This is a genomic window from Methanolobus sediminis (assembly GCF_031312595.1).
Classification (GTDB): domain Archaea; phylum Halobacteriota; class Methanosarcinia; order Methanosarcinales; family Methanosarcinaceae; genus Methanolobus; species Methanolobus sediminis.
Genome location: NZ_CP133592.1, coordinates 1560470 through 1572632, shown reverse-complemented (window position 1 = coordinate 1572632; position 12163 = coordinate 1560470). Strand labels below are relative to the sequence as shown.

The following is a 12163-nucleotide window of genomic DNA, read 5'->3' as shown; positions in this document are numbered from 1 at the left end:
TTTTGATTTTTTATTAGAATGTTATGAAATATCGCATAAATGGTGATACTTGATATGAATTTCAAATTGTGTAAAAAACTCAGCCTTATTGTTACCTTAATATTAACACTTACATCAATCACTGGCTTAACTTTCGCAAACAATACAGATTTTGTGCTAACTCAACTGACTAACAACTCTGGACCAGACCTTAATCCTAATTGGAGTCCAGATGGAGAAAAAATTGTATACAACAACGAGTTCGACATCTATAAAATAAACACTGAAACCTTTGAAAATGAGGTATTACTAGATGATGAGTACTATATTGAATCACATCCGATATGGTGCCCTGACAATTCAAAAATGCTCTATGAAATCAGCAGTGCAAGTTTTGATCCGACCATGTCCATGAAAAACCTGAGTGATAATTCAGACTTTGAGATTACTTTTGAACCAGAGGATTCTTCCATCACATATTCACCGGATGGAACAAAAATAGTCTATTTCTATACAAGTATTAGCTCACCTACTGTACCAAACATGATAGTTAGCAATTCGGATGGTACAGACCCTATTACCATAGTCAGACGTCAGTTCTTACGACCTTATCACGCTGCATGGTCACCAGATGGATCAAAGATTGTATTTTCAGCCGGACCTGCCGTAAAAAGAACTATAAATGTGATTAATGCAGACGGAACCGAATTAACTGAAATTGCACTAGGAGACATCAGACCTCAAACGCAATCATGGCAAAGCCAGATATGGTCGCCAGACGGAGAAAAAATTGTCTACCAATTTAATGATGGAAACAATAACATATACACTATAAATACCGATGGCACAGAACAGCAACAACTGACTTCAAACGAGTCTGAGGACTTTGCACCCTGTTTCTCACCTGATGGAAACAAAATTGTTTTTGTATCTTCCCGAAACGGGAACGAGGATATCTGGCTAATGGATACTGATGGTAGCAATCTAATCCAATTGACTACAAATCCCGAAAGGGATGATTCCCCATCTTGGAATCCGCAAGGTGACAAAATTGTCTTCGTATCCGAAAGAGAGGGAAATCCGGACATATGGATGATCGAATTTGAAGAGAATGAAATTGATACACTAACGACACACAGTGAATCAAATCATGAAAGTGATATTGAAGATAAAAAAGTTGAAAATGGTGAAGAATACGATATTATCAATGAGTCTGAAACGGCAGAGATTCAAGAAAACGATGATAACATCACTCCAAAATCACCTATGTCTCCAATAATTTCATTTGGTGCCATTATAGCCGTATATTTGACTGGACGTAGAAAGGATTGAAGTAATCCTTTCTATTTTTATTCTGCATTATCCTGGAAGAAGTTCATAAGGGAATATTTGACTTTTTCAGGATCAACATCAATGAATTCATCCCTCTCATCATCAGGGAACATCTCAAACACGGAGAATTTACCGAACTTCTTCGGTGCTTCAGTAGTGAACCTGCCATCAAGAAGAATCCTTACTCCATAATCAACCGGAGAACGCACAACTCGCCCCATTGCCTGACGGATCTTACGGATAGTCGGCACCTGCACTGCAAATTCCCAGCCAGCACCAAACCCAAAAGTATGGTCATAAGCAGATTCCACAGCATTCATCCTGTCATTCAGGGCAGGATAACCGACACCTACTATAATTACAGTTCTTCCCCTGCCATCACGGTAATCAATTCCTTCACTGAGAGTTCCCCAGAGATACGAGACCAGAACTGCTTTTCCACCCGATTCCCCCATCCTGAAGAAATCTTCCCTGATCTCCTGGGATGACACACCCACCTCATCAAGGAAAACCGGGACACTCAGACGGGATTCCAGTTTACCGTAGTAACGCCTTGCTTCAAACGAACTCTGGAAAAAGATGATCACATTACCTTCTGTCTGTTCAATGGAATCGAAGATTACTTCCTCAACTGCCTGTAGGGTCTGCGGGTCATCTCTTGTCTTTGCAAACAAAGGTGGAACTGAAACTGAAAGAGTCAGCCTTCTATCCTCAGGGAACGAAGTTCCGTAAGATAGTTCACATGTTGGTCTTGCTATTCCAAGTGTAGACTTAACCATATCAAATGGTCGCAGAGTTGCTGACATCAACACCGCTGAAAAGACCGAATCAAACAAAGGCTCAGTTACATTCTTCGGGATACATGTGAAAAGTTCGATACGGCCGTATATCTCATCATTGAGGTCACGCCTCACATTCAATACCGGATAATAGTTCAGGTTATTTGATAGAACAAGGTAAGATGAAAGGAAGTCTGCCGCATACCTTATGTGGGATCGTTTCAGGACACCTGTAAGTCCTTTCTTATACTGCTCACGGTAGTTCTCATCAAGCATAGCTCCAAAAGCGCTTGCTTCAGAAAGGGTTGCCTGGATTGCGGCTTCATCGCCAAAACCTGCATCCAGCGCTTGTTTCAGGAATTTACCCCTAACCATATCATTACGTTCATAAGGATCACTGATGCGCATATCATACCAGTGTCTCCCTACACGCTCACGTTCTCCGAATTTGAAACGGTTGTTATAGATATCCTGCATTACACTTGTCAGGATCTTTAGCAGATTATGGATTCCGCCATCCGGCATAATATCAAGATTTGCCTCGATCTCTGCAATTGCTTTTTCCAGCGTGTGCTCGGTTATTGTAATAGATGAATGTGACCTTGCTGCAGATTCGATATTGTGTGCCTCGTCAAAGATAACAATAACATCCTGTGGCTCCTTTTCAAGCCAGTTGAGCACGGTCATGAAAATATCTGAATTTAGCACATGATGGAAATTACATATCACAAGCTCTGCATGTTTCAGTTCACGTTTCAGTAGCTCGTAACCACACATGCCTTTCTGGAAAGCATAATCATTGACCTCTTCAGGTGTGCGTACATCATCGAAAAGCCACTGCCTGAAAGCTTCCCCATCATAGCGCAGCACTTCATATAGGTAGTTACATGAACGCTTGCGAAGCTCCTTTGATTTTTCCTCTGCAACATCAAGCTCCTTGGAAAGCGCATCACGCAATGCTACAAGAGCAGGGTCCTTTGACTTTTTATAGTTCTCATATGCAGACTTCATTTCCTGCTTTTTAAGAGCAAGTTCCCTTTCGGTTTCCAGAAGTTCAAATGTGTTCTCACGCTTGAGCCTGCATTCCTCATAATCAGTCTCATTTGGGCACATTGTGGCTTTACCTTTTACCACTGCAACCTTCAGGTCGTTTGTCTGTTTTATTTCCCGGGCCTCATTGATGAACTGGACCATCTGCTGATGAACGTTCGTTGCAATAATCACGGTTTTCTGAAGTTGTTTTCCCACATTAAGTGAAGGTGCCAGTGCACTGAGAGTCTTGCCTGTACCACATGCTCCTTCAAAAAGTATGATCTCCTTATTAATGAGAGAAGCATGGATCTTATCCATTGCATCCTGCTGATTCGGGTAGCAGGTTTCCTTTGGGAAATATTTCATGTATCCGGTTTTGCCGCTCATCGCACTACCTATGAGCTCACATTACTTAAACGGTTTTGATGTACCAAAGTCATTCCGCAGGGGTAACCTCACATTTACATTCAGCAATTAAGCGCTGCGTTTGAATGTCAAACACTTTGATAGTTACTATACTATTCTCTTTCAAACCATAATTATTAGCAGTATCTGTGACTCCGTTTATGTGTACCAATACTGTGGAAGACGGGCCTCCATCAATACTGTCTGGGCCGTTTAGTATGAGTTTTTCACCTACAGACCATATGCCATCTGAAAGATCAGGATTATTTGCAGAATACTTAGCAAGCTTTCCAGCGGACATGAGGTTTTCATAAATGATAGTAATATCACCTTCATGCCATGTTCCTGTGGGAACCACACCCTGATAGCTTTTTCCGTCCCCGGTAATGATAATACTTGTTGATTCTACGTACAAAGGATCACCACCCACATGTTCAAGGTAAAGGAAGCTTTTACTAAAATTCACAGGATAAACAAGAGAACCTTCTGATTCTGCCTTTATACCTGCCATTGGAGCGCTCGAAAGTGATGTACTGAGATCATCACTATAAACAGCCGAGACCGTAATACCTGCCAGTAGTATTGTGAGAAAAAGCATTAGCACAACGCCCAGTATAGGTGACGTGCCAGCCTCATAATCCAATACCGTAAAATTTTTTCCAACCACACATGGAAATTTAATAACAACTATATAAATTAATCTTAATTGCCCTAATATATTCAATGCCAGTATACAAGCCTTAGAATAATTAAATATATAGAAAAATCAGCTTCTTAAGCTTATATATAGAACAGCAATAGAATAGCAGTCTCCATGTTTTCATTTTAATAACGATAACTTTTTATCCCACTTGTGTTATGATAGAGAATAGAATTCTACTAGTTATACTGTAGATGAATATACGATACAATATTGTATGCAAAAAAGGAGCGTAAAACAAATGGTAGCAATTATTACTGTCGATGAATGCGTAGGATGCGGAACATGTGTAGACGAGTGCCCAGCAGAGGCAATTGCACTCAACGGTGACAACATTGCAATCGTAGATGCAGGCGAGTGCCTTGACTGCGGTGCATGTGTTGACGTCTGCCCAACAGACGCAATCGCAATGGAATAAGATTAGTATATCTGTTCCACACTTTTTTCTTTTCTATTCTTTTTTTTATTAGGACTCTTTTCATCTTAAACTGGCGCTTTTTATCCCCTGTGTAAGATATATATAATTAAATAACTTTATTAGTATTAAAATTGAATTAATGTGATACAATGCTAAATGTCAGTATGATGAGAACAATATTTATGGCACTACTGTTACTCAGTTGTACTGCCACTAACGCATATGCTTCAATGTTCGAACTGGAGGTCGTACCGATCTCCACTATCAATAAAGACCCTACTGTTTATGACAGCACAATGGCATACCGTAAGATAAGTGTCATAGGAAACATTACTGAACTTAGCAAACAGTCCGCAAGCATTGAAGACAGTGCATCCGAACAACTGAAAATCGATGTCACAAAAACCGAACTTTTTGAAGGATTTAATGCTAGTGATGAGATAATGGTAACCGGGGAATACATCTATGATCCGCTTGGAGATAGCATGCTCACACCCACTTACGTCCTCCACTATCCTACGCAAGACCTGGGACTAGTCAATATAAGCGATGTCGTTGCAGACACGGCTGCATACAATGGAAAATACATGATAGTTGCAGGGAATATTACCAGCATAGAAATGAGTATGGGCAGATACACCCTGGTTACAGAGGACGATAAAGGGAATCGTCTGAAAGTGTTCTTCTATGGTTCTACTGAACTTGAGATTGGTGACCGGGCCAGGATCACAGGACTTTACAACGGAAGAATACTTCATAGTGAAAGTATGGGGCTGGACAAGTCACCATTATCAATTTCCACACTAGTTCCTGGATTTTCATCCATTATGGGGACAATTGCCGTATTATCCATAGCGTTACTTTTAAAATCAAAGCAACGTAAGGACTAGCGATCATCATGTTAATCGTATTATCAGTCGGTGGATCCATACTGGCTAAAGAACTTAACCCTGATAGTTTTAAGGGATATGCTGAAGCTCTTAAAGAACTTGCAAAAGAGCATGAACTTATAATAGTTACAGGAGGCGGTGTTGCTGCAAGAGATTATATCAACGTTGCACGAAGTACCGGTGCCAATGAAGTCGAATGTGACTATATTGGAATAGACATAACCCGCCTAAATGCAAAGCTTCTGATCTCTGCACTTGGTGATGCTGCCTATCCGGAGCCACCAAAGGACTATAAGGAAGCACAGGACAAACTCTCCTCTGGCAAGATCCTTGTAATGGGAGGAGTCATTCCCGGACAGACAACTGATGCAGTAGCAGCGATCCTTACAGAATACCTGGGTGCCAACCTTCTTGTAATAGCAACAGCAGTTGACGGAGTATATTCTGCAGACCCACGCAAAGACCCTGATGCAGTTAAGTATGAAACAATGACAGCTAAAGAGCTTGTAGGCACTGTGATGACAACAGAGATGAAAGCCGGCTCTAAATCACCTGTAGACCCTCTTGCTGCAAAGATAATTGAGCGTTGCAATATCGAGACAATTGTAATGGATGGCAGCAATCCACAGGATGTGCTGAAAGTCATTCGTGATGAAAGCGGAAAGACCGACAAAAAAGCTGTTTATTTAGGCACAAGGATCATTAACTGATCCTTCTTTTTTAGTATTGATTTAAAAGTAGTTAAAGTGGCTTTAGTTATAAGCCACGAGATATTCAACACTTTTTTCCTTACAGGAAGTAACTTCTTTTAATTTGTCATTGGAGTGCTTAAGAGTCTCAATGGTCTTTTCGAACTTTGCCATCTGCTCTTTGGCCTTCCGGACCTTTTCATTCTCAACTTCCAGTTTTTTCATGAGAGCCTGACGCTGTTCCTCAGGAATATCTGCATTGTTTATCTGCTGCTGGTAATTTAAAGAGAGTTTTACGTATTTACGAAACATCTCATTCATGAGATCAAGGTCATTTTCCAGTTCTTCAATTGTTTTTGCCATACGAGTTTCACACTCCTTTAAGTTAACTTTGACTAAAGGTCCGTTTTTTGATTAACTCTACAGCCCATATGCCACAAGTCTATAATTAAAGGGTACAATTACTAACATATAAGGATATCTACCCTATACTGTATAATCATCATTATGAGAATGAGATTATATCGAAATCAAGAACAATACAAAGTGCCAAAAAAGATTAACCTAAAAAAACGAACACAAAAAAAGAAGAAATTACATTTCACATAGCTGGAAAGTTGTCACGCCAGGATGAGCAGCGACCTTTGCCATAATTTCTTCCTTGCAGGAATCAGGAATCTTATCAAAAGCTTCATCCTTTTCAAGGAAATCCACAATAGGAACATTGTCTGGAATTTCAACTACATCATAGCCGTTTATCCTGAACATTATTTCAAGTACATCGATTTTTTCATCTCTCTGTCCTTCACCTACAAGTTCAACTGCCATGTTCTTGCTAAGTTTATTATATTCCTCACAATCCTGAAATACAGCAAGCCCTGCATCCATAGTGTCGGCTGCTGCAAAAATATGTGTGAGACATGCATTTCCCTCTTCAAACATGTCCCCAATTGCTTTCATGCCTTCGAGAAATCCCTTATCAATAATCTCGTTTATATCATAACCCAACTTAAGGGCTTCATTTGCTGCGTTTTCTGCGCCATTCTCATCAAAATCCAGTATGGATTTTTTTGCTTCATCTATTATTTGTGAAATAGTTTTTTCCTGAGACAAATTATCATCCCTTTGATTGGATTAGCACATTGTAAATTGCTCACTTTAGTGCAATATAGTCACATTTTTCACAATTTTATTATTGTATATAAAGTCATCGAGTAAACCGCAGCAAATTATTATAGATATACATAATAAAATAAAAATATAACAAATAATTCACACCTTCCTTTATTCACCAACATATTCCCATAGAGAATAACAATATTTTCAATTATTGGAGATTACGGAATAAAAAGAAAGAAAAGGTGCATCCATGAGGGATGCAAAATCAGTATTTACTTTCCAAGAACAATTCTTGCGATATCGTCACCAACATCGGAAGTACCTGCTGAACCGCCCATGTCATATGTCTGGACCTTTGCTTCACGAATGTTAGTTTCAATTGCAGAGACAATAGCATCTGCAGCTTCCTTCTCACCCATCTGTTCAATGAGCATTGCGCCTGCCCAGATAGTTGCTATAGGATTGACCTTGTTCTGTCCCTTGTACTTTGGTGCTGAACCGTGGATTGGCTCGAACATACTTGTACCTTCAGGGTTGATGTTTCCTCCAGGTGCAAGTCCGAGACCGCCCTGTACCATTGCACCAAGGTCAGTGATAATGTCACCGAACATGTTTGGAGTTACAACAACATCGAACCACTCAGGATTCTTGACGAACCACATGGTCATTGCATCAACATAGTTGAAGTCTGTCTTTACATCAGGGTGCTTTGCAGCAACTGAGTTGAACTCCTCTCTCCAGAATCCGTATATGTCTGAAAGGACGTTTGCCTTGTCAACTGATGATACGTGCTTCTTACTCTTCTCAGCAAGATCGAATGCATAGTTGATAACTCTCTGTGTGCCTTCCTTTGAGATCATACCGATCTGGTATCCGATCTCTTCGCTGTCAGTCTCGATGTCAAGACCGAACTTTGCATTGTAGAGTGTCCTGTGAACTTCAAGGAGATCCTTGCTTGCACCTGACTTTGCACGTCCTCCAATGCCTATGTAGAAGTCTTCAGTGTTTTCCCTTACAACTGTAAAGTCAATATCTGCAGGAGTCTTGTCCTTAATTGGGCACCATACACCATCAAGGAGCTTGATCGGACGAAGGTTGATGTACTGGTCGAAATAGAACCTTGCAGCAAGCAGGATACCTTTTTCAAGTACTCCCGGTGCAATTCTGTCATCTCCGATGGAACCAAGGTAAATGCCTTTGTAGCCTGAAAGCTCTTTCAGGGAATCCTCAGAAATAAGTTCCCCTGTTTCAAGATAGTGGTCTGCTCCGTGTGGGTACTCCACCCAGTCAACATCAAAACCGAATTTCTCACCTGCAGCATCAATTACCTTACGCCCTTCGGCAATGATCTCAGGTCCTATACCGTCTCCTGGTATTACAGGTATTTTATACTGTGTCATAATAATAACTCCTAACCATTACTGCATTGATAATGTTAATAAATAAAATAGCCAGATCAGATGATCTGTCTTGTGTATTCTATAAGTCCGCCGGCATCCATGATCCCTCTTACGAAATCCGGCAGAGGTGTTGCCTGGTACTGTTCGCCCTTTGTAACATTTTTAATAACACCGGATGCGAAATCAACATCAAGCTGGTCACCGTCTTCTATCCTGTCAGTGTCAGGACACTCAAGCAGTGCAACACCGATGTTAATAGAGTTCCTGAAAAAGATACGTGCAAATGACTTTGCGATCACGCAGCTAATCTTTGTACCCTTAAGTGCGATTGGTGCGTGTTCTCTTGAGGAACCACATCCAAAATTGTTACCGGCAACAATGATGTCACCTTCTTTTACCTCTTTTGGGAATTCAGGCCTTACACCTTCAAAAGCATGTGCTGCAAGTTCCTCAGGGGTATTCATAATAAGATACCTTCCCGGGATTACAGCATCAGTATCAACGTCGTCTCCAAATTTCCAGACTCTTCCGCTCATATTTACACCTAATTAGTATTAATCGATAATTATCATTAATGAAATCGAAACAATACCTTAGATATCATCATACTAAATAATACTACTGGAAAAAGCAATGGTTTTGAAAAAGTATAGAGAGTAAACGTTTACAACAGAAACAAGTTAACAAGAAATCATTAATAATAGCAAACCTAAGTTAAAGGCAATGGTCAGCAAAAAGGATGAACATATTCTATCCATACTGCAACAGGGAGCCAGAACACCGATATCAGAGATAGCAAAGGAAGTTGGCCTTAGCGAGAATGGTGTCAGATACAGGCTCGAAAAACTGGAAGATGAAGGGTACATAAAGAATTATACTGTTTTACTAAACCCTAAGAAGTTTGGAAAGGGAACCTTTGCCATCTTTAATCTGGAAATGGAACCAAAGAAGACAAAAGAAAGCATTAAAAAACTAATGGAAATAGAAGAGTTCATAAAAATATACCAGACAACAGGACAATACTCCATCAAAGCTTTCGGTCTTTTCAACGATGAAGAAGAACTGACCAATTTCATAAACAATCGTCTTCTCTACGAGATCCCTGTACAGAATTATAGCGTCGAGATAATTACAAAAAATATCAAAGACAGCATATATCACATCTGACCAAGCTTTTTGTACCAGACATTCATGCTTTCGATTGAACCGGAAATGTTTGTGTTATTCACAAGGGTTCCTGCATATGAATATGAACTACGGGAGAATGTAATGTTCATTCCATAGGATCTTGCCCTTGCAATCGTATAAGCAGTTATTATTCCCATCTCACGCATCTTTGATTCCATCTTTTTCAAGAGATAGTACGAATAACCTCTGCCCCGATATTCTGGCAACGTTGCAAAATCGGTCATCTCAACATTACTGTTCCCAACATCCATTTCACAGGATGAAAGAGCAACAATTTTACCGGCTTTCCTGATTCCAAAATAGATAAGGTTCTCCTGCATTGTTCTGAGAAGATATTCCGGGTCTTTTATTGGAAATGGGTAACTTGAAAATATTTCACCATATATTTTTGCCATTTCCCGGACGTCCTCACCGGTACAAACAAAACACTCTTCATCACCTGAAAGTTGCACTTCTTTTGACTCATTGAGCTTTGAGAGAGCAGTACTGATGACTGCTTTAACTTCATCAGGACTTTGCTCATTCCCACGTTCATCTGAAAGGAACTTTGCCATGAAACTGGCACCTTCATAACCATTATACATGCCAGGTACATAGGCTTCTTCAACATGACCTGTTTCCTGAAAATGACCTTTTGCAGACGACGGGATCTTGGAAAATATCTTTGAATAACCGTTATTTTCTGCAATTTCTTCCACCCTGGCAGGTACATCCTTATGATCCATCGGTGAAAGCTTCATCAGATATACACGGTCATTGAAAGGACCATGCTGGATGACCGAGTTATCGATCTTAAGAACCTGATCACGCAATGTTCCTTCTCTCCATGCGTTCTGTATCTTCAGGTACAAGGCTCAATGCATCATCAAAATCAGATAACAGTTTTGCAATTCCCACATATCTGAATTCCCGGGCTTCGTCCAGCTTTAGCTGCAAAGCACAATCATCGCATTTCCTGTCGCAATAGATTGCTTCATAAGAATCCGGTTCTTTGTAGGAGGTGATGACCCCCTCATAATTCCTGAGAATGACTTTGTTAGTTGACCAGGAAATCAGGTAGTTTGGCATTACAGGTATTTTTCCTCCGCCACCCGGAGCATCAATAACATAGGATGGAATTGCAAAGCCACTAGTATGACCAATGAGATTTTCCATGATCTCTATACCTTTACCCACGGATGTCCTGAAATGTGTCAGGCCTTCGGAGAGATCACATTGATAAAGATAATACGGACGGACACGGTTTTCCACAAGTTTGTGGAAGAGTTTCTTTAGAATTCTGTAGCAGTCGTTCACACCTGCAAGCAGGACAGTCTGATTGCCCAGTGGAATACCTGCGTCTGCAAGCTTTTTGAGTGCCTGTTTTGAAGAAGCCGTAACTTCACGAGGATGGTTGAAATGAGTATTCAGCCATACAGGATGGTGTTTTTTCAGGACATTTACAAGATTGTCAGTTATTCTGTAAGGTAGAACAACCGGCATTCTGCTGCCTATCCTTATTACCTCTACATGTGGAATTGCACGTAGTTCTGAAAGGATCCAGTCCAGATACTCATCAGAAAGCATAAGTGGGTCTCCTCCTGACAGGAGGACATCCCTTACCTGAGGGTTGTTCGCTATGTACTCAATTCCCTGAAGAACTTCATCTTTTTGAGGAATAGACTCCACATCACCGACTTTTCGCTTTCTTGTACAGTGCCTGCAATACATCGAACATACATTACTGATATGGAAAAGCACCCTGTCAGGATACCTGTGTGTAATTCCGGGAACCGGACTGTCATGGTCTTCACTCAGAGGGTCTGCCATCTCATCACATGAAACAATTAGTTCCTGCGGAGAAGGAAAAGATTGCATGAAAATTGGGTCATTTCTGAAGTCCTCCGCCTCTATTAAAGAGAGATAATAAGGAGTTATGGATAATGGGAATTTTTCAAGTGTTTTTAATAAAGCTTCTCTCTCTTCAGCCTCAAACTTGATATCAAGAAGTGTTTCAAATGTATCAATGTCATTTACTGAATGTCTTAGCTGCCACTTCCAGTCATTCCATTTTGCAAGAGGTTCTTCAGAGTCGATTCTATCTACAATATTTTGTTGCCTGCGTTTGTAAGATTGCATCAAATCACTTAATAATATATGAATCTGCAGAAGAGAGTTGAAAACAGAACACACTGAACTGGTTTTTTGTTTGCAATACATGAATAATTCACAAACATTATTCAGCGCTGATCT

The 12163-nt window shown here is 40.3% G+C and carries 13 protein-coding genes; 5 read left to right on the top strand and 8 right to left on the bottom strand.

Going from position 1 to position 12163, the window contains the following annotated elements:
• Window positions 1-54: 54 nt before the first annotated feature.
• Window positions 55-1311 (top strand): DUF5050 domain-containing protein, encoded by a 1257-nt coding sequence (locus tag RE474_RS07545; protein ID WP_309309775.1) that lies wholly within the window; start codon window positions 55-57, stop codon window positions 1309-1311.
• A 17-nt stretch (window positions 1312-1328) separates the two neighbouring features.
• On the opposite strand, the gene RE474_RS07540 is transcribed toward RE474_RS07545, so the two are convergent.
• Both RE474_RS07540 and RE474_RS07535 read right to left on the bottom strand, forming a co-directional pair.
• On the bottom strand, window positions 1329-3509 hold the full coding sequence (locus RE474_RS07540) for an ATP-dependent DNA helicase (protein WP_309309774.1): 2181 nt from the start codon (window positions 3507-3509) through the stop codon (window positions 1329-1331).
• A 49-nt stretch (window positions 3510-3558) separates the two neighbouring features.
• Window positions 3559-4194 carry a type IV pilin N-terminal domain-containing protein gene (locus tag RE474_RS07535; RefSeq protein WP_309309773.1) on the bottom strand — a complete coding sequence of 212 codons (636 nt, stop codon included), beginning with the start codon at window positions 4192-4194 and terminating at the stop codon, window positions 3559-3561.
• Window positions 4195-4468: 274 nt separating this feature from the next.
• Here RE474_RS07535 and RE474_RS07530 point away from each other — a divergent pair, with 274 nt between their 5' ends.
• From RE474_RS07530 to pyrH, 3 genes are all read left to right on the top strand, one after another.
• Complete coding sequence (locus tag RE474_RS07530) at window positions 4469-4645, top strand: 4Fe-4S binding protein (protein WP_309309772.1); 177 nt, start codon at window positions 4469-4471, stop codon at window positions 4643-4645.
• A 182-nt stretch (window positions 4646-4827) separates the two neighbouring features.
• Window positions 4828-5535 (top strand): hypothetical protein, encoded by a 708-nt coding sequence (locus tag RE474_RS07525; protein WP_309309771.1) that lies wholly within the window; start codon window positions 4828-4830, stop codon window positions 5533-5535.
• 8 nt (window positions 5536-5543) lie between these two features.
• A complete protein-coding gene (gene pyrH / locus RE474_RS07520; protein ID WP_309309770.1) occupies window positions 5544-6245 on the top strand; it encodes a UMP kinase in 702 nt (233 codons plus the stop codon).
• 42 nt (window positions 6246-6287) lie between these two features.
• On the opposite strand, the gene RE474_RS07515 is transcribed toward pyrH, so the two are convergent.
• From RE474_RS07515 to RE474_RS07500, 4 genes are all read right to left on the bottom strand, one after another.
• Window positions 6288-6587 (bottom strand): hypothetical protein, encoded by a 300-nt coding sequence (locus RE474_RS07515; RefSeq protein WP_309309769.1) that lies wholly within the window; start codon window positions 6585-6587, stop codon window positions 6288-6290.
• Between the two features lie 231 nt (window positions 6588-6818).
• The gene (locus tag RE474_RS07510) at window positions 6819-7337 is read right to left on the bottom strand and encodes a B12-binding domain-containing protein (RefSeq protein ID WP_309309768.1); all 519 of its coding nucleotides are present in this window, start codon (window positions 7335-7337) and stop codon (window positions 6819-6821) included.
• Window positions 7338-7615: 278 nt separating this feature from the next.
• On the bottom strand, window positions 7616-8743 hold the full coding sequence (locus RE474_RS07505; protein WP_309309767.1) for an isocitrate/isopropylmalate dehydrogenase family protein: 1128 nt from the start codon (window positions 8741-8743) through the stop codon (window positions 7616-7618).
• Window positions 8744-8799: 56 nt separating this feature from the next.
• The gene (locus tag RE474_RS07500) at window positions 8800-9279 is read right to left on the bottom strand and encodes a 3-isopropylmalate dehydratase small subunit (RefSeq protein ID WP_309309766.1); all 480 of its coding nucleotides are present in this window, start codon (window positions 9277-9279) and stop codon (window positions 8800-8802) included.
• Between the two features lie 187 nt (window positions 9280-9466).
• Here RE474_RS07500 and RE474_RS07495 point away from each other — a divergent pair, with 187 nt between their 5' ends.
• Entirely contained in the window at window positions 9467-9910 is a 444-nt protein-coding gene (locus tag RE474_RS07495) for an Lrp/AsnC family transcriptional regulator (protein ID WP_309309765.1), read from the top strand.
• On the opposite strand, the gene ablB is transcribed toward RE474_RS07495, so the two are convergent.
• Both ablB and kamA read right to left on the bottom strand, forming a co-directional pair.
• Window positions 9901-10782 carry a putative beta-lysine N-acetyltransferase gene (gene ablB / locus RE474_RS07490; RefSeq protein ID WP_309309764.1) on the bottom strand — a complete coding sequence of 294 codons (882 nt, stop codon included), beginning with the start codon at window positions 10780-10782 and terminating at the stop codon, window positions 9901-9903. The genes RE474_RS07495 and ablB overlap by 10 nt on opposite strands.
• Window positions 10736-12049: a lysine 2,3-aminomutase gene (gene kamA, locus RE474_RS07485; protein WP_309309763.1), complete on the bottom strand. Its 1314-nt coding sequence runs from the start codon at window positions 12047-12049 to the stop codon at window positions 10736-10738. Before kamA ends, ablB begins: the two co-directional genes overlap by 47 nt.
• Window positions 12050-12163 lie beyond the last annotated feature (114 nt).